Annotated in this window: 20 protein-coding genes and 8 tRNA genes; 3 read left to right on the top strand and 25 right to left on the bottom strand. The window is 67.4% G+C overall.

What is annotated here, in order from left to right; all coding sequences use genetic code 11:
- Positions 1 to 29: 29 nt before the first annotated feature.
- From ABQJ56_RS02970 to rlmE, 16 genes are all read right to left on the bottom strand, one after another.
- Entirely contained in the window at positions 30 to 1,934 is a 1,905-nt protein-coding gene (locus tag ABQJ56_RS02970; RefSeq protein WP_367843498.1) for a SurA N-terminal domain-containing protein, read from the bottom strand.
- Positions 1,935 to 2,083: 149 nt separating this feature from the next.
- Positions 2,084 to 2,160 (bottom strand) — tRNA-Asp (locus ABQJ56_RS02965).
- A gap of 9 nt (positions 2,161 to 2,169) precedes the next feature.
- Positions 2,170 to 2,244: transfer RNA gene (locus ABQJ56_RS02960), tRNA-Val, on the bottom strand.
- Positions 2,245 to 2,263: 19 nt separating this feature from the next.
- Complete coding sequence (locus ABQJ56_RS02955; protein ID WP_077483600.1) at positions 2,264 to 2,536, bottom strand: HU family DNA-binding protein; 273 nt, start codon at positions 2,534 to 2,536, stop codon at positions 2,264 to 2,266.
- A 340-nt stretch (positions 2,537 to 2,876) separates the two neighbouring features.
- Positions 2,877 to 5,369, bottom strand: a complete 2,493-nt coding sequence (gene lon, locus ABQJ56_RS02950) for an endopeptidase La (protein ID WP_367843497.1) — start codon at positions 5,367 to 5,369, stop codon at positions 2,877 to 2,879.
- A 222-nt stretch (positions 5,370 to 5,591) separates the two neighbouring features.
- Positions 5,592 to 6,884, bottom strand: a complete 1,293-nt coding sequence (gene clpX / locus ABQJ56_RS02945; RefSeq protein WP_367843496.1) for an ATP-dependent Clp protease ATP-binding subunit ClpX — start codon at positions 6,882 to 6,884, stop codon at positions 5,592 to 5,594.
- 172 nt (positions 6,885 to 7,056) lie between these two features.
- On the bottom strand, positions 7,057 to 7,680 hold the full coding sequence (gene clpP / locus ABQJ56_RS02940; RefSeq protein ID WP_367843495.1) for an ATP-dependent Clp endopeptidase proteolytic subunit ClpP: 624 nt from the start codon (positions 7,678 to 7,680) through the stop codon (positions 7,057 to 7,059).
- Between the two features lie 84 nt (positions 7,681 to 7,764).
- Positions 7,765 to 9,057, bottom strand: a complete 1,293-nt coding sequence (tig, locus tag ABQJ56_RS02935; RefSeq protein WP_367843494.1) for a trigger factor — start codon at positions 9,055 to 9,057, stop codon at positions 7,765 to 7,767.
- Between the two features lie 82 nt (positions 9,058 to 9,139).
- Positions 9,140 to 9,225: transfer RNA gene (locus tag ABQJ56_RS02930), tRNA-Leu, on the bottom strand.
- Positions 9,226 to 9,425: 200 nt separating this feature from the next.
- A tRNA-Lys gene (locus ABQJ56_RS02925) sits at positions 9,426 to 9,501 on the bottom strand.
- Between the two features lie 12 nt (positions 9,502 to 9,513).
- A tRNA-His gene (locus tag ABQJ56_RS02920) sits at positions 9,514 to 9,589 on the bottom strand.
- A 15-nt stretch (positions 9,590 to 9,604) separates the two neighbouring features.
- Positions 9,605 to 9,681: transfer RNA gene (locus ABQJ56_RS02915), tRNA-Arg, on the bottom strand.
- 25 nt (positions 9,682 to 9,706) lie between these two features.
- Positions 9,707 to 9,783: transfer RNA gene (locus ABQJ56_RS02910), tRNA-Pro, on the bottom strand.
- A gap of 175 nt (positions 9,784 to 9,958) precedes the next feature.
- Positions 9,959 to 10,035: transfer RNA gene (locus tag ABQJ56_RS02905), tRNA-Arg, on the bottom strand.
- Positions 10,036 to 10,315: 280 nt separating this feature from the next.
- Positions 10,316 to 12,274 (bottom strand): ATP-dependent zinc metalloprotease FtsH, encoded by a 1,959-nt coding sequence (gene ftsH / locus ABQJ56_RS02900; protein WP_367843493.1) that lies wholly within the window; start codon positions 12,272 to 12,274, stop codon positions 10,316 to 10,318.
- A complete protein-coding gene (rlmE, locus tag ABQJ56_RS02895) occupies positions 12,271 to 12,921 on the bottom strand; it encodes a 23S rRNA (uridine(2552)-2'-O)-methyltransferase RlmE (RefSeq protein WP_367843492.1) in 651 nt (216 codons plus the stop codon). The genes ftsH and rlmE overlap by 4 nt, the downstream gene beginning before the upstream one ends.
- Before the next feature lie 76 nt (positions 12,922 to 12,997).
- On the opposite strand from rlmE, the gene ABQJ56_RS02890 reads away from it, so the two are divergent.
- Together ABQJ56_RS02890 and ABQJ56_RS02885 are read left to right on the top strand one after the other, a co-directional pair.
- Positions 12,998 to 13,294: a YhbY family RNA-binding protein gene (locus ABQJ56_RS02890; protein WP_367843491.1), complete on the top strand. Its 297-nt coding sequence runs from the start codon at positions 12,998 to 13,000 to the stop codon at positions 13,292 to 13,294.
- Positions 13,294 to 13,674 (top strand): Mth938-like domain-containing protein, encoded by a 381-nt coding sequence (locus ABQJ56_RS02885; protein ID WP_367843490.1) that lies wholly within the window; start codon positions 13,294 to 13,296, stop codon positions 13,672 to 13,674. Before ABQJ56_RS02890 ends, ABQJ56_RS02885 begins: the two co-directional genes overlap by 1 nt.
- A 30-nt stretch (positions 13,675 to 13,704) precedes the next feature.
- Here the strand turns inward: ABQJ56_RS02885 and ABQJ56_RS02880 are convergent, their stop codons facing one another.
- From ABQJ56_RS02880 to surE, 4 genes are all read right to left on the bottom strand, one after another.
- Positions 13,705 to 14,724 carry a peptidoglycan DD-metalloendopeptidase family protein gene (locus ABQJ56_RS02880; RefSeq protein ID WP_367843704.1) on the bottom strand — a complete coding sequence of 340 codons (1,020 nt, stop codon included), beginning with the start codon at positions 14,722 to 14,724 and terminating at the stop codon, positions 13,705 to 13,707.
- 40 nt (positions 14,725 to 14,764) lie between these two features.
- Positions 14,765 to 15,373: a YqaA family protein gene (locus ABQJ56_RS02875; protein ID WP_367843489.1), complete on the bottom strand. Its 609-nt coding sequence runs from the start codon at positions 15,371 to 15,373 to the stop codon at positions 14,765 to 14,767.
- A gap of 293 nt (positions 15,374 to 15,666) precedes the next feature.
- Positions 15,667 to 16,362 carry a protein-L-isoaspartate(D-aspartate) O-methyltransferase gene (locus tag ABQJ56_RS02870; RefSeq protein WP_367843488.1) on the bottom strand — a complete coding sequence of 232 codons (696 nt, stop codon included), beginning with the start codon at positions 16,360 to 16,362 and terminating at the stop codon, positions 15,667 to 15,669.
- Positions 16,363 to 16,365: 3 nt separating this feature from the next.
- The gene (gene surE / locus ABQJ56_RS02865; protein ID WP_367843487.1) at positions 16,366 to 17,154 is read right to left on the bottom strand and encodes a 5'/3'-nucleotidase SurE; all 789 of its coding nucleotides are present in this window, start codon (positions 17,152 to 17,154) and stop codon (positions 16,366 to 16,368) included.
- A 127-nt stretch (positions 17,155 to 17,281) separates the two neighbouring features.
- On the opposite strand from surE, the gene ABQJ56_RS02860 reads away from it, so the two are divergent.
- On the top strand, positions 17,282 to 17,827 hold the full coding sequence (locus tag ABQJ56_RS02860; RefSeq protein ID WP_367843486.1) for a Smr/MutS family protein: 546 nt from the start codon (positions 17,282 to 17,284) through the stop codon (positions 17,825 to 17,827).
- Between the two features lie 124 nt (positions 17,828 to 17,951).
- Here the strand turns inward: ABQJ56_RS02860 and truD are convergent, their stop codons facing one another.
- Genes truD through eno form a run of 5 tightly spaced genes read right to left on the bottom strand, consistent with a single transcriptional unit; the run spans position 17,952 to position 21,873 of the window.
- Positions 17,952 to 19,013 (bottom strand): tRNA pseudouridine(13) synthase TruD, encoded by a 1,062-nt coding sequence (gene truD, locus ABQJ56_RS02855; RefSeq protein WP_367843485.1) that lies wholly within the window; start codon positions 19,011 to 19,013, stop codon positions 17,952 to 17,954.
- 12 nt (positions 19,014 to 19,025) lie between these two features.
- Positions 19,026 to 19,505 (bottom strand): 2-C-methyl-D-erythritol 2,4-cyclodiphosphate synthase, encoded by a 480-nt coding sequence (gene ispF / locus ABQJ56_RS02850; protein ID WP_367843484.1) that lies wholly within the window; start codon positions 19,503 to 19,505, stop codon positions 19,026 to 19,028.
- A complete protein-coding gene (gene ispD, locus ABQJ56_RS02845) occupies positions 19,502 to 20,194 on the bottom strand; it encodes a 2-C-methyl-D-erythritol 4-phosphate cytidylyltransferase (protein WP_367843483.1) in 693 nt (230 codons plus the stop codon). Before ispD ends, ispF begins: the two co-directional genes overlap by 4 nt.
- A complete protein-coding gene (gene ftsB / locus ABQJ56_RS02840; RefSeq protein ID WP_367843482.1) occupies positions 20,191 to 20,541 on the bottom strand; it encodes a cell division protein FtsB in 351 nt (116 codons plus the stop codon). The genes ispD and ftsB overlap by 4 nt, the downstream gene beginning before the upstream one ends.
- Positions 20,542 to 20,559: 18 nt before the next feature.
- Positions 20,560 to 21,873 (bottom strand): phosphopyruvate hydratase, encoded by a 1,314-nt coding sequence (gene eno / locus ABQJ56_RS02835; protein ID WP_367843481.1) that lies wholly within the window; start codon positions 21,871 to 21,873, stop codon positions 20,560 to 20,562.
- Positions 21,874 to 21,888 lie beyond the last annotated feature (15 nt).

The following is a 21,888-nucleotide window of genomic DNA, read 5'->3' as shown; positions in this document are numbered from 1 at the left end:
CGGCCTCGCCGGAACCGGATGCGATGGATTTACATCCGGTCCTTGGCGATCTTGATCTCGGTGCCGTTGCGCAGCGACTTGATCAGCTCCTGGGTCGCCACGGCACCGTAGGCCTGGGTCATCTGCTGGCGCAGCATGTCGCGCTGCTCGTGCGGGACCTTGGACAGGTCGGCGCCCTGCACCTTGTCCACGGCCAGCAGCGCATAGCTGCCGTCGTGCATGTCCACCGCGGCGTACTGCGGCTTGCCGTCCGCCGGATGCGGCAGCAGGAAGGCCTCGTCGCGCAGCGCCGCCGGCACGTCCGGCTGCACGCGCACCACGCCGGTCGCGTTCTTGACGCTGGCGTTGGCACTGGCCGCCACGGCCGCCAGCGCCTCGCCCTTGCGCAGGCGCGCCAGCAGGCCGTCGGCCTGCTGCTTCGCGGCAGCGGCGATGCGCTGGTCCAGGAGGGTCTTGCCGATCTCGTCGTGCACCTGGGCCAGCGGCTTGGCGGCGGCGGCCTCGTGCTTCGCCACGCGGATCACCACCGCGTCGTCGTTGCCGAGCTCGATCAGGCTGGAGTTGTTGCCCTGCGCCAGCACGTCGTTGCCGAACGCCGCCTTGACGACCTTGGGATTGGCGGCGATGCCCTCGCCGCCGCTGCGCGAGAACAGCGGCGTGGTCTTGATCGGCAGGCCGAGTGCCTGCGCGGCCGGCTCCAGCGAGGACGGGTTCTGGTAGGTGTTGTCGGACAGCTTGCCAGCCACCTCGTTGTACTGGCGGTCCTTGTCGCCGGCCGTGGCCTCGGCCACCAGCTGGTCGCGCACCTCCGCGAAAGACTTCGCCTCGCCGCTGCGGATGTCGCGCAGCCAGAGGATGTCGTAGCCGTCCGGGGTCAGCACCGGCTTGGAGATCTCGCCCTTCTTCAGGGCGAACATCGCCGTGTCGAACGCGGCATTGGTCACGCCCTTTTGCAGCCAGCCCAGGTCGCCACCCTGGCGCTTCGAGCCGAGGTCGTCCGAGTCCTGCGCGGCCAGCTTGGCGAAGTTCCCCGGCGTGGCTTCGGCGGCGATCTTGTCGGCCTTGGCCAGCGCGGCCTTCTGCTGCTCGGGCGTGGCGTTGGCGGGCACGTTGACGAGGATGTGCGACACCTCGCGCTGCTCGGGCTGCACGAAGCGCTGCTTCTCGCTCTCGTAGCGCTTCATCAGGTCGGCGTCGCTGGGCGCCGCATCCGGCTTCAGCTCGGCGCCGTTCACTTCGAGGTATTGCAGCGACACCTGCTCGGGGTTCATGTAGTCCGCGAGGTGCGCCTTGTAGTAATCCGCGATCTCGGCGTCGGTGACCTTGGCGTCGGCGGGCTGCGGCTTGGGCAGCACGGCGTAACTGATGTCGCGTCGCTGCATGCGCAAATCGAGGAAATGATCGACCTCGGCGTCGGTGATGATGGTGCTGGCGTCGATCGCGTTCGGCAGCGCCTGGGTGGCCAACGAGGCGCGTACGTCGTCCTGGAACATGTCGGGCGTCTTGCGCTGCTCGGCAAGCAGGGTGCGATACGTGGTGGGATCGAACTGGCCATTGATCTGGAACGCGGGAATGCCGGCGATGTAGTCGCGCACGGCCTGGTCGGGCACGCGGACGCCCCAGTCCTGGTTCGCCTTCAGCAGCAGCTGCTGGTCGATCATGCCGTCCAGCACCTTCAGCTTCATCTCCGGCTTCTCGAACGCGTCCGGGTCGAAGCTGTCGCCCTGCTCGGCGCTCAGTTGCTGGCGCAGCTGGTTCATGCGGTCCTGGAAGTCCTGCTGGCTGATCTCGTGCTTGCCCACCTTCGCCACGTAGGTGTCGGCGCGGGACATGATGTAGCCCTCGATGCCGAAGAACGTCATCGCAAAGGTGGCCACGCCGAGAAGGACGACGGCTGGCCATCCGTGCATCTTGTTACGCATTGCCTGCAGCATTGCCTACCTTCCTGCCAGTGTTGATCGGCGCACGCGGCGCACGTTGCATGAACCATTCGTTCGGGTGCCGGCAAGGCACCTCTCACGGCGGATTCCCCGGGAACGCCGTCCAAACGACAAGGGCGCCACAGGGGCGCCCTTGCGAACCGTGGCGGAGCGGACGGGACTCGAACCCGCGACCTCCGGCGTGACAGGCCAGCATTCTAACCGACTGAACTACCGCTCCACAGTTTTCTGGTGGGTGCTGTAGGGATCGAACCTACGACCATCGCCTTGTAAGGGCGGCGCTCTACCGCTGAGCTAAGCACCCGAAACCGAGCGTGAGCCGCTCAGTTTAGGGCGTCCTTGAGCGTCTTGCCAGCCTTGAAGGCGGGAACCTTCGAAGCCTTGATCTTGATCGTCTCGTTGGTGCGCGGATTGCGACCGGTGCGGGCGGCGCGCTTGCGCACGGTGAAGGTACCGAAACCGACCACCGACACGTCCTCACCCTTCTTCAGCGACTTCTGCACGACCTCGAAGAACGCTTCGAGTGCGCGGCCGGCATCGGCCTTGGTCAGTTCGGCCTTGTCGGCGATGGCATTGATCAGATCGGTTTTATTCATTGAAAGCTCCCTAGTACGTTTTGCGGCAGGCGCGTCCGTGACATGAACGCACGCAACCGCCGTGGATGGTTGGTACCCGCTTGGCGCCGTATCGCAACCCCGCATCACTGGCACGTGCAGCAGGCGCCGGGATTGCGGTTTCGCCTTTATACCAGTGCCTCGCCGAACACCGCAATACAAGCTGCAGCAAGGTTTTCAGGCGACATGCAGCGGCCGCGGCGACTTTGCCGGCGACTGCATCACAAAACACCCGCGATGCATGCGAATTTTCCGAAACGCATGAAAACGCAAGGTGCCGCGGGCCGGTCAGGGCCCGGCGGCGCCTTGCCTGCGACGGGTTTCAGTGGGGTCGCACGTGCGACTCCGCCTCCTCGACATCCGGCTGTTCATCGCGCGCCGCATGCGGCGACTCCGCCTTCGGCTCGTTCGGCTGCAGCGGCCGCTCCAGCGCGATGTCCAGCACCTCGTCGATCCAGCGCACGGGGTGGATCTCCAGCGAGGCGGTGATGTTGGCCGGCATGTCGGCCAGGTCCTTCTTGTTGTCCTCGGGGATGATCACCGTGGTGATGCCGCCGCGATGTGCGGCGAGCAGCTTCTCCTTGAGGCCGCCGATCGGCAGCACGCGGCCACGCAGGGTGATCTCGCCCGTCATCGCCACCTCCGAACGCACCGGCACCCTGGTGAGCGCGGACACCAGCGCGGTGCACATGCCGATGCCGGCGCTGGGGCCGTCTTTCGGCGTGGCTCCCTCGGGCACGTGCACGTGGATGTCGAACTTCTGGTGGAACTCGGAGTCGATGCCCAGCAGGTCCACACGCGCGCGCACCACCGACAACGCGGCCTGGATCGATTCCTTCATCACGTCGCCCAACTGGCCGGTGTGCACCAGCCGGCCCTTGCCGGGCACCACCGAGGCTTCGATGCTGAGCAGCTCGCCGCCGACCTGGGTCCAGGCCAGGCCGGTGACCAGGCCCACCTCGTTCTGCAGCTCCTTGCGGCCGAAGTCGAAACGGCGCACGCCAAGGTAATGATCGAGGTTGGCGGAATCCACGACCACTGTCGTCGCAGCCTTCGCCTTGCCCTTCGCGGCTTTCGCCGCCGCCGGCTTCGCCTTGCCCTTGGCCTTGCGCACCTCGCCCAGCGTGAGCTCCTTCACCACCTTGCGGCAGATCTTGGAAATCTCGCGCTCCAGGCTGCGCACGCCGGATTCGCGCGTGTAATAACGCACGATGTCGCGCACGGCCTCTTCCGCCACGCCGAGTTCCTCGGGCTTCAGTCCGTTCGCCTTGATCTGCTTGGGCAGCAGGTATTTCTGCGCGATCGCCAGCTTCTCGTCCTCGGTGTAGCCGGGGATGCGGATCACTTCCATGCGGTCCAGCAGCGGGCCCGGGATGTTCAGCGAGTTCGCGGTGGCGATCCACATCACCTCGGAGAGGTCGAGGTCGACTTCCAGATAGTGGTCGTTGAACGCGTGGTTCTGCTCGGGATCGAGCACCTCCAGCAGCGCCGAGGACGGGTCGCCGCGGAAGTCCATCGACATCTTGTCGATCTCGTCCAGCACGAACAGCGGGTTCTTGCTGCCGGACTTGTTGAGGTTCTGCACGATGCGGCCCGGCATCGAGCCGATGTAGGTGCGGCGGTGGCCGCGGATTTCCGCCTCGTCGCGCACGCCGCCCAGCGACATGCGGACGAACTTGCGGTTGGTGGCCTTGGCGATCGACTGGCCCAGCGAGGTCTTGCCCACGCCAGGCGGGCCGACCAGGCACAGGATCGGCCCCTTCATCACCGACACGCGGTGCTGCACGGCGAGGTATTCCAGGATGCGGTCCTTGACCTTCTCCAGGCCGAAGTGGTCGGCGTCCAGCACTTCCTGCGCCAGCGCGAGATCCTTGCGCACCTTGCTGCGCTTCTTCCACGGCACGCCGACCAGCCAGTCCAGGTAGTTGCGCACCACCGTGGCCTCGGCCGACATCGGCGACATCTGGCGCAGCTTGCCGAATTCCTGGCGCGCCTTGGCCAGCACCGCCTTGGGCATGCCGGCGTTCTCGATTTTCTTCTGCAGTTCCTCGATCTCGTTCGGGCCGTCCTCGCCCTCGCCCAGCTCCTTCTGGATCGCCTTCATCTGCTCGTTGAGGTAGTACTCGCGCTGGCTCTTCTCCATCTGCGACTTCACGCGGCCACGGATGCGCTTCTCCACCTGCTGCAGGTCCATCTCGCCGTCGACCAGACCGATCAGCAGCTCCAGCCGCTCGCCCACGTCGGCGGTTTCCAGCACCTTCTGCTTGTCGGCCATGCGCACCGACAGGTGCGCGGCGATGGAGTCGGCCACGCGCGAGGGATCCTCGATGCCGGACAGGCTGGCCAGCACTTCCGGCGGCAGCTTGCGGCTCTGTTTCACCAACTGTTCGAACAGCGAGATCAGCGTGCGCGAGACCACGTCCAGCTCGCGCTCCTTGGCGCTGTAGACCGGCTCGATCACGTGCGAACGCGCCACCAGCATGCCGCCGTCCTCGTGGCAGTCCTGGATGGACACGCGCGACTGGCCCTCGACCAGCACCTTCACCGTGCCGTCGGGCAGTTTCAGCAGTTGCAGCACGCCGGCCAGCGTGCCGATCTCGTGCAGGTCGCCCACCGCCGGATCGTCGATGTCCGGGCTTTTCTGCGCCACCAGCAGGATCTGCCGCTCGCTTTCCATCGCGCGCTCCAGCGCACGCATGGACTTGTCACGGCCCACGAACAGCGGGATGACCATGTGCGGATAGACCACCACGTCGCGCAGCGGCAGCACGGGCAGCGCGTCGAGTACGGCAGGCGCAGGAGCGTTCTTGGCCATTGAGGGGTTCTCACGGAAATCTGGTGGGACAGGCCCGACACTGCGCCGGGCACCATGACACGTCAAGTGGAGGCGAGTCGGGGATTACTCAAGCGACGCTGGCCTTGCGAACGCCCGTGTCCGCGAGAATCAGGCGGGCGGCCATCCGCGGCTGTGCTCTTCAAGAAAGCAAACGGCCCCGACGCAGGCGCCGGAGCCGTTTGTTGGCAAAACATGCGGCGATCAGGCAGCGTCGCCGCCGTCGCCCGCCGCACGCTGCTGCAGGTTGCCGCGGTAGATCAGGTAGGGCTCGGCCTGGCCTTCGATCACCGCGTCGTCCACCACCACCTTGCTGACGTGCTCCAGCGAAGGCAGCTCGTACATGGTGTCCAGCAGCACCTGCTCGAGGATGGTGCGCAGGCCGCGCGCGCCGGTCTTGCGCTTGAGCGCCTTCTTGGCGATCGCCTGCAGCGCCTCGGGGCGGAACTCCAGTTCCACCTCCTCCATCTCGAACAGCTTCTTGAACTGCTTGGTGACGGCGTTCCTGGGCTCGGTGAGGATCTTCACCAGCGCCGACTCGTCCAGCTCGTCCAGCGTGGCGACCACCGGCAGGCGACCGACGAACTCGGGGATCAGGCCGAACTTCACCAGGTCCGACGGCTCCACGTCGGCCAGCACCTTGCCCAGGTTCTGGGTGCGCTCCTTGCTGCGCACCTCGGCGCCGAAGCCGATGCCGGTGCTCTCGGAACGCTGCTGGATCACCTTCTCCAGCCCCGCGAACGCGCCACCGCAGATGAACAGGATGTTCTTGGTGTCCACTTGCAGGAATTCCTGCTGCGGGTGCTTGCGGCCGCCCTGCGGCGGCACCGAGGCCAGGGTACCCTCGATCAGCTTCAGCAGCGCCTGCTGCACGCCCTCGCCCGACACGTCGCGGGTGATCGACGGGTTCTCGCTCTTGCGCGAGATCTTGTCGATCTCGTCGATGTAGACGATGCCCGACTGCGCCTTCTCGACGTCGTAGTCGCACTTCTGCAGCAGCTTCTGGATGATGTTCTCGACGTCCTCGCCCACGTAGCCGGCTTCGGTCAGCGTGGTGGCGTCGGCGATGGTGAACGGCACGTTGAGCAGGCGCGCCAGCGTCTCGGCCAGCAGGGTCTTGCCGGAGCCGGTGGGACCGATCAGCAGGATGTTGGACTTGCCCAGCTCGACGTCGTCGCCCTTCTGGCGCGACTCCATGCGCTTGTAGTGGTTGTACACCGCCACTGCCAGCGCCTTCTTGGCTCGGGCCTGGCCCACCACGTACTGGTCCAGCGACTCGCGGATTTCCTTCGGCTTGGGCAGCTGGGTGCGACCGGAAGCGGCCTTCTCCTCCAGCTCCTCGCGGATGATGTCGTTGCACAGTTCCACGCACTCGTCGCAGATGAACACGGACGGACCCGCGATCAGCTTGCGCACCTCATGCTGGCTCTTGCCGCAGAAAGAGCAGTAAAGGATTTTCCCGCCGTCGCTGGAACGTCCCTGCCGGTCGTCGCTCATACTTTCGATCCTGCTGGTGAAACTGTGGCTGGTTCAGGTTGCGGCCCGAGAATACCACAGGGCTCCGCGCCGACTGGTACGCGAAGCCCCTGGGCTCAAATCGTTGAAGAGTGCGGCCATGGATGGCCGCCCATTTGATTTCCGCGATCAGGGAAGCTCGCAAGGTCCAACGTCAGGCCGACTTGACCGTGTCGACGGCACGGCGGTCGAGCACCGCGTCGATCAGGCCGTACTCGCGGGCCGCCTCGGCGCTCATGAAGCGGTCGCGCTCCATGTCGCGCTCGATCCTGTCCAGCGGCTGGCCGGTGTGCTGCACGTAGATGTCGTTGAGACGCCGGCGCAGATACAGGATTTCCTGCGCCTGGATCTCGATGTCGGTGGCCTGTCCGCGGGCGCCGCCCGAGGGCTGGTGGATCATCACGCGCGAGTTCGGCAGCGAGTAGCGTTTGCCCTTGGCGCCGGCCATCAGCAGCAGCGAGGCCGCACTGCAGGCCTGGCCGATGCACATGGTGCTGACGTCGGGCTTGATGTACTGCATGGTGTCGTAGATCGCCAGCCCCGCGGTGACCGCGCCACCCGGGCTGTTGATGTACAGGTGGATGTCCTTGTCCGGGTTCTCCGACTCCAGGAACAGCATCTGCGCGACCAGCAGGTTCGCCACCTGGTCGTTGACCTCGCCCACCAGGAAGATCACCCGCTCCTTGAGCAGGCGCGAGTAGATGTCGTAGGAGCGCTCGCCGCGGGCAGTCTGCTCGACGACCATCGGCACCAGGTTGAGGTTCTGAATCGGTTCCATGGTCTTTGCGCTCTCTGGTTGATGTACCTGAAGTATGCCATCGGGCCCGGCGCGCGCCAGACCCGACGCACGGGCCCCGGCCGATCAGCTGCCCGCGGGGCGCATCACCTCGTCGAAGCTCAGGTCCAGGTTGGTGGTGTTGGCGTGGTCCGCCACCCACTCGGCCACCTGGTCCTCCATCACGCGATTCTGCAGCCCGGACATCAACTGGGGGTCGCCGTTGTAGAGTTCAATGACCTTCTCCGGCTCCTCATAGGTCGACGCGATCGCCGCAAGCTGCTCCGCCACGCGCTTGCGGTCGATCTTCAGCTCCTGCTTGCGGGCGATCTCGCCCATCAACAGGCCCGCGATCACGCGCTTGCGCGCCATCGGCAGCGCGGCCTCGACCAGCTGCGGCGGCGGCTGCTGGCCGCGCGGCACGCTGCCCGCGGCCATCGCCTGTGCCTCGGACTGCACCATCAGCTTCGGCACGTCCAGCGCGGGATGCGCGTCGGCCAGCTTCTCGGCCACTTCGGACTTCAACCGGCCCATCAGCGCCGCCTTCAGCTCGCGCTCCAGGTTGGCGCGCACTTCCTTGCGGAAATGTTCCAGGTCGCCGTCGGCGATGCCGAACAGCTTGGCGAACTCGGCGTCGATCTCCGGCAGCTTCGGCTCCTGCACCTTGACGATCTTGAAGTTCACCCTGGCGGCCTTGCCGGCCAGGCTCTCGTTGCGGAAATCCGCCGGGAACTCGATGTCGGCCTCGTAGCTGTCGTCGGCCTGGCGGCCGGTCAGCGCCTCGTCCAGCGCCTTGAACAGGTTGCCCGAGCCCAGCACGCTGCCGGCACGCTCCAGGCCTTCGGCCGGGAAACGGTAGTCGCCGGCCTGCGCCGCGTACTCGAACATCACGAAATCGCCCTCGGCCGAGGCGCGCTCCACCAGCTCGAAGCTGCGGCGCTGCTGGCGCAGCGTTTCCAGCATCTTGTCGACGTCGGCGTCGGTCACTTCGGCCAGCGGGCGCCTGATCTCCAGCGCGGAAACGTCGACCGCGGGGAATTCCGGCATCACCTCGAAGGTGGCGGTGTAGGCGATCTCGCCGTTCTCCGGCTTGCCGGTGGTGTCGATCGCGGGGTTGGCGACCGGCTGCAGCTTCTCCTGCGTCACCGCCTCGCGCAGCGTGCTGCCGATCAGGTCCGACAGCACCTCGCCACGCACCTGCTCGCCGAAACGCTGCTTGATGACGGCCACCGGCACCTTGCCCGGACGAAAACCCTTCAGGCGTACCGTGCGCCCCAGCTCCGCGATGCGCGCGCTCACCTGCGTCTCGTAACGCTCGGCGGGAAACTTCACCGTGAGCTTGCGCTCGAGCGTGCCGATGTTCTCAACCGAAACCTGCATGTCGTCTCCTGGAACCTGATTGTTGTGGCACCCGTCGGGCGCCCTGGCGGCAACCGTACGGCGCCGGAAAATCATCGGGAAGTGGTGCGAAAGGCGGGACTCGAACCCGCACGGGGGTTACCCGCCAGAACCTAAATCTGGTGCGTCTACCAGTTCCGCCACTTTCGCCTTGCCATGCCCGGCCGTGGCAGCAGAAACGGCGTTCGCGCCACGCCTGCCCCGCTGCAGCCTAAGTCGATGATTACCCAGCGCTAAAGCGGTTCATTGTACGGGCGTGCCAAGCTGCAGCACAAGCATGCAATGCGCGCCGGACGGCACCGCGAAACCCAAAGCAAAACGCCGACCACGGGGGTCGGCGCTTGGCGAGTTGGTGGGCCGTGTAGGATTCGAACCTACGACCAATTGATTAAGAGTCAACTGCTCTACCAACTGAGCTAACGGCCCTGAAACTTGAACTGGGGTGAACGATGGGACTCGAACCCACGACAACCGGAATCACAATCCGGGACTCTACCAGCTGAGCTACGTCCACCATAAACACTTTCAGTGGTGCGCCCGACAGGACTCGAACCTGCAACCGTCGGCTTAGAAGGCCGATGCTCTATCCGGTTGAGCTACAGGCGCGGACGCCTACGGCAGAACACGCGACTGGTCGGGGCAGAGGGATTCGAACCCCCGACTTTTGCGTCCCAAACGCAACGCTCTACCAGACTGAGCTATACCCCGAGCGAGCCCGCGACAGCCTTCATCAACGGAGCCTTGATAATGTTGCGGGCGACCGTGCCATCCGTCAAACCGCGAACATCGCTCAGGCACCATGCCCACCATTCCGCGGCTCCGGCAGGCCTGCCGTTCCGCGGAAACAGGACGAAGTGCGAGCACCTCGTCTTGCCGTACAAAATGGCGCGCCCGGAGAGATTCGAACTCCCGACCACCTAGTTCGTAGCCAGGTACTCTATCCAACTGAGCTACGGGCGCGCACTGAACCTGCCACTCCGTCGACCGGTTTCCCGAACCGCCGAAGCGAGGAGCGGAATTATTCAGGGTCGTGCCACGAAGGTCAACACTTTTCGTGAACTTTTTTTCACGCATGGCGTGGCCACTCCGCACGCACCGCAATCCTGTCGCGCGGCAGACGCACCGGGCGAGGACAGCCGCCCCGCGTCTCCGGCGGTCCGCAAATGACGAAGGGAGCGGCAATGGCCACTCCCTTCGATGATCCCCGACCAAGGGATGTACGGACGTCCAGACGTCCGTATCAGGTATCCAGCCCGGAACGGTTCTGCGTTGCCGGGTCGCCCACCTTGCCCACCGTGGAGTCTCCGCTCTTGGGCGGCGGCGGTGGCGGCGGCGTGGAGCCTCCGCTGGTGTTGCGGTTCCAGTCGGCAGGCGGCCCCGGCAGGCGGCCGGCCATGATGTCGTCGATCTGGTGCGCGTCGATGGTCTCGTACTGCAGCAGCGCCTCGGCCATCGTGTGCAGCTTGTCGATGTTGTCGTTCAACAGTTGCGTGCTGCGCGCGTAGGCGCGGTCGAGGATGCCGCGCACCACCTCGTCGATCTTGCTGGCGGTCTCGTTGGAGATGCTCTTGTGCTGGGTCACCGAGCGGCCCAGGAACACCTCGTCCTCGTCCTCGCCATAGGTGATGGGACCCAGCTCGTCGGACAGCCCCCACTTGGTGGCCATGTTGCGCGCCATCTTGGTGGCCCGCTCGATATCGTTGGAGGCGCCGGTGGTGACCTTGTCGGCGCCGAAGATCAGCTCCTCGGCCACGCGGCCGCCGTACAGCGAGCACAGCTGCGACTCGATCGCCACCTTGTTCATGCTGTACTTGTCGCCTTCCGGCAGGTACATGGTGACGCCCAGCGCGCGACCGCGCGGGATGATCGTGACCTTGTAGACCGGGTCGTGCTCGGGCACCAGGCGGCCGACGATGGCATGGCCCGCCTCGTGGTAGGCGGTGAGCTTCTTCTCGTCCTCGCTCATCGCCATCGAGCGGCGTTCGGTGCCCATCAGGATCTTGTCGCGCGCCTTGTCCAGGTGGGCCATGCGCACTTCGCGCGCGTTCTCGCGCGCGGCGAACAGCGCCGCCTCGTTGACCAGGTTGGCGAGATCGGCACCGGAGAACCCCGGTGTGCCGCGTGCGATGGTCATGGCATCCACGTCGGCGGCCACCGGCACCTTGCGCAGGTGTACCTTGAGGATCTGCTCGCGGCCCCTCACGTCGGGCAGGCCCACCACCACCTGGCGGTCGAAACGGCCCGGGCGCAGCAGCGCCGGATCGAGCACGTCGGGCCGGTTGGTGGCGGCGATCACGATGATGCCTTCCGAGCCCTCGAACCCGTCCATCTCCACCAGCAGCTGGTTGAGGGTCTGCTCACGCTCGTCGTGGCCGCCGCCCAGGCCTGCGCCACGATGGCGGCCGACCGCGTCGATCTCGTCGATGAAGATGATGCACGGCGCGTGCTTCTTGGCCTGCTCGAACATGTCGCGCACGCGGCTGGCGCCCACGCCCACGAACATCTCCACGAAATCCGAACCGGAGATCGAGAAGAACGGCACCTTGGCCTCGCCCGCGATGGCCTTCGCCAGCAGGGTCTTGCCGGTGCCGGGCGGGCCCACCATCAGCACGCCGCGCGGAATCTTGCCGCCCAGTTTCTGGAATTTGCCCGGATCGCGCAGGAACTCGACCAGTTCGCCGACCTCCTCCTTGGCCTCGTCGCAGCCGGCCACGTCGCTGAAGTTGACCTTGATCTGATCCTCGCCCTGCAGCTTGGCGCGCGAACGGCCAAAGCTCATCGCGCCGCGACCGCCGCCGCCGGACTGCATCTGGCGCATGAACCAGATGAACACGCCCACGATCAGCAGCACCGGCAGCCAGCTCACCAGCAGGCCCAGCAGCGAGAAGCCCTCGGCCGGATCCTGGCGCACTTCCACGCCCTTGTCCTGCATCTGCTTCACCACCTGGTTGGTGGAGAAGCCCAGCATCGGCGCCACCGTGCGGTAACTCGAGCCGTCTTTCAGCTTGCCGCTGATGGCGGGGGGCGAATCGGCGCTGATCACGGCGCTGGACACGTTGCCGTTGGCCACGCTCTGCACGAAGCTGCTGTAGGCCATGTTCGACGACGCGGAGCCGTGCGGGTTGAAGCTCTGGAACACGGTGAACAGCACCACCGCGATGATCACCCAGAGCAACACGTTTTTCGCTGTTTCGTTCATGCGCGGTTCTCGCCCGGTTGCACCGCGGCGGCCTTGCGGCCGGTCGCCAGTGCGTACACCTCGCGCGAACGTGCGCGCGAGGCCTTTGGTTTACGCATCGTCACGCGCGAGAAGTCCGCGCGCAAGCTGCGAATGTAATCGTCGAAGCCGGCACCCTGGAACAGCTTGATCAGGAACGCCCCACCCGGTTTCAGCCATTGCCGGGAAAAATCCAGCGCCAGCTCGGCCAGAGCCATGGCGCGGATCTGGTCGGCCAGCGCCACACCACTCATATTGGGGGCCATGTCGGACAGCACAAGATCCACCTTCTGCCCCTCCAGCCGGGCCTCCAGCGCCCGCAGCACGCTTTCCTCGCGGAAATCGCCTTCGAGGAAATCCACCCCGGCAATGCCTTGCATCGGCAGGATGTCCAGCGCGAACACCTTGCCATGGTCGCCCAGCCGCTGGCGCACCAGCTGCGACCAGCCACCCGGCGCCGCCCCCAGGTCCACCACGGTCATGCCCGGCTTGAGCAGGCGGTCGCGATCGACCAGTTCCTCCAGCTTGTAGACCGCGCGCGAGCGTACGCCCTCGGCCTGCGCCTTCTTCACGTAGACGTCGCTGAAATGTTCGCGCAGCCAGCCGGCGCTGCTCTTGCTGCGGCTCATGGGGCAACATCGCTACAGGGGGATCAGGGCGCATGATACCCTTTGCGGCCGACTCCCCGCGAATTGAACCCGCCCCATGGCCCTCTCCCCCTCGCAGATCCGTTACCTGCGCAGCCTTTCCCACGGCCTGAATCCGGTCATCCTGCTCGGCAACAAGGGTGCCAGCGACGCCGTGGTCAAGGAACTGGGCCTGGCGCTGGAGATCCACGAGCTGGTCAAGGTGAAGCTGTCCGGCGGCGACAAGGAGGAGCGGCAAGCCCAGCTCGACACCCTGCTCGCCGGCACCGGCGCCGAGGCGATCCAGCAGATCGGCCATGTCGCCGTGCTGTTCCGCCGCAACGCCGGCGAGCCGAAGATCGCGCTGCCACGCTGATGGATCTTTCGCTCGACCGTCCCGAGGGTTACCTGTTCGTGCGCCGTGTCGGCGAGCATGGCATCACCCTGGTCGACCGCGAGCTCACCGACAGCTTCCTGCTGGCGCCGGACCATGTCGTCGAGCATTGGCCAGTGCATGAGGCCGGTGCACTCGATGCCAGCCATGTCGACGCCCTGCTTGCCCTGCAGCCCGAACTGGTGCTGCTGGGCACGGGTACGCGCCAGACGTTTCCCGCGGCCGCATTCATGGTCGGCTTCCTGCGCAAGGGCATCGGCGTGGAGGTGATGGACAACGCCGCCGCCGCCCGCACCTACAACCTGCTGGCCGGCGAGGGGCGGCACGTGGTCGCCGGTTTTATCCTTTGCGCCCGTCCCTGAGCGCGAAAATCAGGCAGCGGGCGTCCGGACTTACTTCGCCGGCAGGTAGTTCAGCGGATCGACCGGGTTGCCGTCCTTGCGGATCTGGAAACCCAGCTCGACGCTCGAGGCGCCGCTGGAGCCCATCAACGCGATCTCCTGGCCGGCGCTGACGCGCTGGCCTTCCTTCACCAGTCGCTTGCTGTTGTGCCCATAGGCCGACAGCAGACTGTCGTTGTGCTTGATGATGACCAGCTCGCCGTAACCGACCAGGCCATTGCCGCTGTACACCACCACGCCGTCGGCCGCGGCGCGTACCGGGTCGCCGGCCTTGCCGGCGATCTCGATGCCGGGCACCGCGTCGCCCGGCGTGAAACGCTTGATGACCCGGCCGTCGGCCGGCCAGTGCCAGGTCACGCCTCCGGACGCGCGCGAACTGCCGCTCGCCACCACCGGAACCGGTGGCGGTACCACCGCCCTGGGTTCTCCCGCCACCGGCACCTCGGTGCTCAAAGGCGCTGCCGGCATGGAGGCCGCGGCGGTGGCCCGCCCAGGTGCCGGCACCACCGAGGCAACCGCAGTGGCCGACCCGGCAGCTGTCGGCGCATGGGCACCCGTCGCCTTCGATGCATGGGTGCCACCCGGCGCCGGGGCCGGGGCCGGTGCCGGCGCATTCTCGAACACGGGCGCGGACGGCGCTGGCGCCGGCCTTGCCGCATGGGCAACAGCCGGCACAGCGTGCGAAACCGGCGCACTGGCGGCGGGCGGCGACAGGCGCAGTTGCTGGCCCGGCCAGATCGTGTATGGCGCGGCGATGCCGTTCCACTTCGCCAGGTCGCGGAAATCCACACCCTTGCGGAAGGCGATCGAATACAGGGTGTCACCCCTCGCCACCTGGTAGCTGCCGCCATGAACCGGCGCGTGCATCGCAGCGGGAACGGCACGGTTGCCGCCCTGGCTGCCACCTTGGCCCCCGGCCGGTTCCACCACCACGGTGCTGCAGGCGGACAGCATCAGCCATACGGCAGCGAGCAGGAACAATGGCAGGTGTCGATTCATGCGCGCCAGCATAGCGAGGCCCCCCTGTTTTTTCATGCGACGCGCAGCAGCCTCAATGCCACCAGAGCCACCACGCCAGCAGCAGGCCCAGCAGCACCAGCACGATCCAGCCGATCCACTCGATGTACTTGTGCAGCAGGTGCTCGGCGCGCTCGCCGAACAGCCAGATCAGCAGCGCCAGCAGCCACACGCGCTTGCCGCGGCCCAGCGCCACGCAGCCGAGGAAGGGCAGCACCGGCACGCCGACGATGCCCGCGGCCCAGGTCACGAACTTCATCGGCACCACCGGCTGCAGCGCGGCGAGCACCAGCACGCCGTATAGCCCCCAGCGGTGCTCTGCCATCTGCACACGCAGGCTGGACACGCCCTGTTCGATCGGCGCCAGCAGGTGCAGCGTGTCCAGCAACGGCTTCAGCGCCTCGAACGCCCAGTGCCCCAGCGCGTAGCCGACCAGCGAGCCCAGCAACGAGAACGCGAGGCTGACATTGGCGTAGAAGAACGCCCGGTGCCGCTTGCCCAGCATCATCGGCGCCAGCATCACCTCCGGCATGATCGGGAAGATGAAGGCCTCGAAGAAGCTGAGCGCGCACAGGTAGCGGATCGCGTGCGGATGGCGTGCCCACACCAGGGCGCGGGCATAGAGCTTGCCGAACAGGCGCATCTAGTCGGTTTCCTTGGAGAGTCTGCTCAATGCCTCCGCATGGCCCGCGCCGGGAGCTGTTTGCGCGCAGGCCAAGGAAGAAGGAGGGAGTGGACGTCCGTCCACGACTGAGTGATGACGCAGGGATGCGGGCAAACAGACCCGGCCCGGAGGGTTGCCTTGCCGTGGCCGCCATGCGGCAGCGCGCGGCTTGATCTGCCAGCCAGGCAGGCGCTGCGCCACGCATTCCCACCTGACGGCCACGGCAAGGCAACGCGGGCTATGTGGAGACATTGAGCAGACTCTTCGTTGCATCAGCCGATGCCGCCCAAGAGCGGCACGAAACTCACCGCGCCGAGTTCTTCCTGGGCGAAGTCGCCCTGCCCGTCGCCGCGCAGGCGGATCAGCACCTGGCTGCTGGGCGAGCCCACCGGCGCCACCAGCACGCCGGTGGGGCTGAGCTGTTCGAGGATGCGGCTAGGGATGGTGTCGCCCGCGGCCGTGAGGATGATCGCGTCGAACGGCGCCTCGTCGGCCCAGCCCAGCTTGCCGTCGTCGTGGCGCGAGCGGATGTTGGCGAGGCCGAGCTGGCGGAAACGGCGGCGTGCCTGGCGCAGCAGTTCCTCGATGCGCTCCACGGTGTAGACCTGTTCCACCAGCGCGGCCAGCACCACCGCCTGGTAGCCGGAACCGGTGCCGATCTCCAGCACCCGGCCGGGCTTCTCCCTGCGCGCATCGAAATGTTCGAGCAGCGCCTCGGTCATCCGCGCCACCACCCAGGGCTGCGAGATGGTCTGGCCGTGGCCGATCGGCAGCGCGGTGTTCTCGTAGGCGCGCGAGTGCAGCGCCTGGTCGATGAAATGGTGGCGCGGCACGTTGCGGATCACGTCGATCACCCGCGGATCGCGGATGCCGCTTTCCCGCAGCTGGACGGCGAGCCGGTCGCGCGCGCGCTGCGAGGTCATGCCCTCGCCTTTCAGCGCCGCAGGAGGCAGCGTATGCATGTTCATCGCTCAAGCCGCCTTGTGGCCGGAAGCGGCCATGTCGTCGCTGAGCGACTGCATCCAGCTGCTGACCTTCTCCAGCGCCTGGAAACGGGTGAGATCGACGTGGATCGGCGTGACCGAGACACAGCCGCGACGCACCGCGTCGAAGTCGGTGCCCGGGCCGGCATCGTCCACCTCGCCCGCCGGGCCGATCCACCAGATCGGACGGCCGCGCGGATCGGTCTGCGCGATGCATGGCGCCGCACGGTGGCGGCGGCCCAGCCGGGTGACCTCGAAGCCGCGGATCTCCGCCCACGGCCGGTCCGGCACGTTGATGTTGAGGATGGTGTCGGCCGGCAGCGGGTCGACCAGCAGCCGGCGCATCAGCAGCAACACCGCGTTCGCCGCCGAGTCGTAATGGATGCCGCGATGGTCGTGGCTCACCAGCGACACGGCGATCGCCGGCAGGCCGAGGAAGCGCCCTTCCATCGCCGCCGACACCGTGCCGGAATAGATCACGTCGTCGCCGAGGTTGGCCGAGTTGTTGATGCCCGACACCACGATGTCCGGCTCGTGCTCCAGCAGGCCCGACAGCGCCAGGTGCACGCAGTCGGTGGGCGTGCCGGCCACGCGGTAGCGGCCATCCTCCATGTGCAGCACGCGCAGCGGTGCGTCCAGGGTCAGCGAATTGCTCGCGCCGGAACGGTCGCGGTCGGGCGCCACCACCGTCACTTCGCCCACCTCGCCGAGACGCTCGGCAAGCACGTGGATGCCTTTCGCGTCCACGCCATCGTCGTTGCTGACAAGAACTCGCATGCTGATCCGTGTTGAGTCGATCGCAACGCATCGCCGTTCGCGGCGCGCGCACCCCGTAACTGCCCGAGTTTACCGGAGCGCACCCGCCGTTTCACGGCTGGTCGGCGCGACTTGCTAGCATCGCTGCATGAAGCGCCGCCCGCCCGCCGTGATCAGCGAAGATGACGCCCGCCTGTTCCGCGAGGCGATCGGCGAGGTGCAGCGCATCGATCCGGTCGCCGCACCGCCGTCCGCGCCCAAGCCCGCGCCGCTGCCGCGCATGTTCGAGGCCGACGAGGCCGCGGTGCCGGGCGAACTGCTGGAGATGGCCTTCGACCCGGCCACGCTCGAAGTGGGCGAGGAACTGGGCTACCTGCGCGACGGCTATCCGCCGAAGCTGCTGCGCCAGCTCAAGCGCGGCCAGTTCAGCGTGCAGGACGACCTGGACCTGCACCAGATGAACGCCGCCGCCGCGCAGGCCTCCATCGCCAGCTTCCTTGCCGAGGCGAAGCAGCGCGACCTGCGCTGCGTGCGCATCATCCACGGCAAGGGCCTGCGCTCGAAGGCCGCCGGCCCCGTGCTGAAGGCGCTCACCGACCGCCTGCTGCGCCGACGCGACGACGTGGTGGCGTTCGCCTCCGCGCGTCCGGCGCAAGGGGGCACCGGTGCAGTCGTCGTGTTGCTGCGAGGGTGAGGGAGCCCGGGCCATGGATGGCCCAACGTCCGGCAGGCGTATCGCGCCTGCCGGACGGAGCCTGCTCAGGGCAATGCCCGGAGCAGGCGAATCCCCGAAGCGCAGGATGCGCGTCGGGGATCAATCAAACATGACGCTGTTGATCTGCGGCCTGCGAATCGGCGACCTGCGACGTCACCGCCACTTCCCGCACCACCACCGTCGCATACGCCCCCGCCGGCAGCTGGAACGACAGTTCCAACGCGTCGTCCGCCAGCCAGCGCCAGCGCAGGTCTTGCGGCAGCAGGCGCAGCGGACGGCGCTCCTGATCCATGCGCGCGGCGGCAATGCCTTCGGCGAGGTCGGCGTGGGCGGCAGCGATTTCGCGCTCCAGCGCACCCGCCTCGCCTGAGGCGGGCGGCTCGCCCTGCCCCCACAGCGGACCGGAAGGGTGGATGTCACCGCCTGCCAGCCGTTGCGCCAGCACCTCGGTATACGGCTCGGGACCGAACCACGAACGCGAACCGGCCAGCGACCAGATCTCGCCATCCAGCGGCGCATCCCACGCATCGCGCTCGACGCGGGCGGCAAGCACGCTGTTGAAGATCTGCGAGCGCGCGGCGGAGAGCAGGAAGCCGCGCTTGTCACGATCCACCCGGCGCCCCGCGAACATCGCCCGCGCCTGCGCGAGGTTGCCGCCTTCGCGGCCGAAACGCTGCTCGCCGAAGTAGTTGGGCACGCCACGTGCGGCGATCGTGGCCAGCACCTGTTCCGCGCGCTCGCGCTCGCCCTGCACCTCGCGCAGCACCAGCACGAAACGGTTGCCGCGCAGCCCGCCGCGCTTGAGCTTGCGGCCGTGGCGCGTGGCGGCCAGCACCTTCACTTCCGCATGCGGAAACGCGGACCAGTCCGGATCGGGCCTGCCCGCCAGTTGCACCGAGAACGTCTGCCGGGTCACCGCATGGCGATCCTTCAAGCCCGCGTAGCCCACCGCCAACGGCGGCACGCCGGCGAACTTCGCCAGCTCGCGCGCCACCCAGTCGGTGTTCGCGCCGCGTTTCTCCACCCATAGCAGCACGTGCTCGCCACTGCCGTCGGCGTCGTAGCCCAGGATTTCCTCGACCAGGAAATCTTCATGAGCAAGGCGAAGACGCGCCGTCAAAGGCGGCGCGGCGCCATGGGCGAAAGGAAGTTCCCGGTTTGTCATGGGGTCGTGGTTTCAGCGTTGGATCAGCAGCACGCAGGCCTGGGCGGCGATGCCTTCGCCGCGGCCGGTGAAGCCCAGTTTTTCGGTGGTGGTGGCCTTGACGCTGACGCGGCCGAGCTCGCATTCGAGGTCGGCGGCGAGGTTCTCGCGCATGGCCTGCGCGTGCGGACCGACCTTGGGCGATTCGCCGATCACGGTGACGTCGGCGTTGCCCAGCGCATAGCCGTGCTGTGCCATCAGCAGCGCCGCGTGGCGCAGGAACCGGCGGCTGTCGGCATCGCGCCAGCGTTCGTCGGAGGGCGGGAAGTGCCTGCCGATGTCGCCCAGCGCCAGCGCGCCGAAGATCGCGTCGCACAGGGCGTGGATCACCACGTCGCCATCGGAGTGCGCCACCAATCCATGCGTATGGGGGATGCGCACGCCGCCCAAGGTGACGTGGTCACCCGTACCGAACGCGTGCACGTCGAAACCATTGCCGATACGAAAGCTCATGCCGTCCTCGCCAGCAGGAATTCAGCCAGCGCGAGGTCCGCCGCCGTGGTCACCTTGATGTTGTCCTCGGCGCCCTCGACCAGCAGCGGCCGGAAACCGGCCAGCTCCATCGCCATCGCCTCGTCGCTGACCGCCCGGCCGTCGCGCGCCACCGCGTGCAGCGCCGCGGCAAGCTCGCCACGGCGGAACATCTGCGGCGTGAACGCGCGCCAGCGCTGTTCGCGCGGCTCGGTGGCGAGGCTGCGCCCGCCTTCACCGGCACGTTTCAGCGTGTCGCGCAACGGCGCGCCGAGCAGGCCGCCATCCGCCTGCGCGGCCCGTTCGACCAGGCGTGCGATGTCGGCCTCGCGCACGCAGGGACGCGCGGCGTCGTGCACCAGCACGAAGTCGGCATCGCCCACCTCGGGCGGCAAGGCGTGCAGCCCGGCCAGCACCGAATCGCTGCGCTCGGCGCCGCCGATCGCGGTGCGCACCGGCTTGCCGTGCAGGGTCGCGGTGCCGGGCCAGTGCGCGTCGTTCTCGCCCAGCACCACCATCAGGCCGGCGACGCGCGGGTGCGCGGCCAGCCGCTCCAGCGTGTGCGCGATCAACGGCTTGCCGGCCAGCGGCAGGTATTGCTTGGGACAGTCCGCGCCCATGCGCGCGCCGCGACCGGCGGCGGGCACCACGCACCAGAAGGTCGTGCTCATCTGACGACGCCACCCGTGGCGCCGGCGGGCCGGGCCGGCGGCGGCAGGGGCAGCGTGCTGCTCGCGCCCGCGGGCTGGTTGTCGACCTGGTAGAACGTTTCACCCGGCTTGATCAGGCCCAGCCCGGTGCGCGCACGCGCCTCGATCGCCTGGTCGCCGTGCTTGAGGTCGGACACGTCGGCGGCCAGCGCCTGGTTGCGCTGCTGCAGGCGCGTGTTCTCGTCGGTCTGCTTCTTGATCGACACGCGCAAGGCATCCACCTCGTGCATGCCGCCGTGCACGGACCACAGTTTCAGCTGCAGTCCGACCAGCAGCAGGAACAGGACCAGGGCGATCCAGCGCAGCATGGGCCGGGGCGCGCCGGGTCAGCCCGGCAGGTGGTCGAGGCTGACGAACGCCGTGCGGCCCGCATAGCGCGCCGCCGGGCCCAGTGCTTCCTCGATGCGCAGCAGCTGGTTGTACTTCGCCACGCGGTCGGTGCGGCACAGCGAACCGGTCTTGATCTGGGTCGCCGTGGTCGCCACGGCGATGTCGGCGATGGTGGTGTCTTCCGTCTCGCCCGAGCGGTGCGACACGATCGCGGCGTACTTCGCGGCGTCGGCCATCGCGATGGCCTCCAGCGTCTCGGACAGCGTGCCGATCTGGTTGACCTTGATCAGGATGGCGTTGGCGATGCCCTTGTCGATGCCTTCCTTGAAAATGCCCGGGTTGGTGACGAACAGGTCGTCGCCCACCAGCTGCACGCTCTTGCCGATCTTTTCGGTGAGCAGCTTCCAGCCGTCCCAGTCGCCCTCGGCCATGCCGTCCTCGATGGTGACGATGGGGTACTGCTTCGCCCAGCTGGCCAGCACGTCCACCCACTCGTGCTGGGTGTAGACCTTGCCCTCGCCTTCCAGGTCGTACTTGCCGTCCTTGAAGAACTCGGAACTGGCGACGTCGAGGCCCAGCAGGATTTCGCTGCCCACCTTGTAGCCGGTCTTGTGGACCGCTTCGAGGATGGTGTCCAGCGCCTCGATGTTGGAACGCAGGTTCGGCGCGAAGCCCCCCTCGTCGCCCACCGCGGTGTTGAGGCCCTTGCCCTTCAGCACGCCCTTCAGCGCGTGGAAGATCTCCGCGCCGGCGCGCAGCGCCTCGGCGAAGCTGGACACGCCCACCGGCAGCACCATGAATTCCTGCACGTCGACGTTGTTGTCGGCATGCGCGCCGCCGTTGATGATGTTCATCATCGGCACCGGCAGCGCGCCGGGCTTGCCGGTGGTGCCGTTGATCTCCGCGAGGTATTGCCACAGCGCCTGCCTGCGCTGCGCCGCCACCGCATGCGCGGCGGCCATCGACACGCCGAGCAGCGCATTGGCGCCCAGCTTGCCCTTGTTCGGCGTGCCGTCGAGCTGGATCAGCTTCGCATCGAGCCCGCCCTGGTTGGCTGCATCGAAACCCTTCAGCGCGCTGGCGATCGCGCCGTTGACGTTGGCCACCGCGTTCCGCACGCCCTTGCCGAGGTAGCGCGCCTTGTCGCCGTCGCGCAGCTCCACCGCCTCGCGGGTGCCGGTGCTGGCGCCGCTGGGCACCGCGGCGCGGCCGAAGCCGCCGCCGGCCAGGGTGACCTCGGCCTCCAGCGTGGGATTGCCGCGAGAGTCGAGGATTTCACGGGCGTGGATGCGGGTGATGTCAGTGCTCATGCGGCTCCAATCCAG

Origin of the sequence: Rhodanobacter geophilus, assembly GCF_040812275.1 — a bacterium.
In the GTDB taxonomy this organism is placed as follows: domain Bacteria; phylum Pseudomonadota; class Gammaproteobacteria; order Xanthomonadales; family Rhodanobacteraceae; genus Rhodanobacter_A; species Rhodanobacter_A geophilus.
This window is presented reverse-complemented; position numbering and strand designations above follow the sequence as displayed.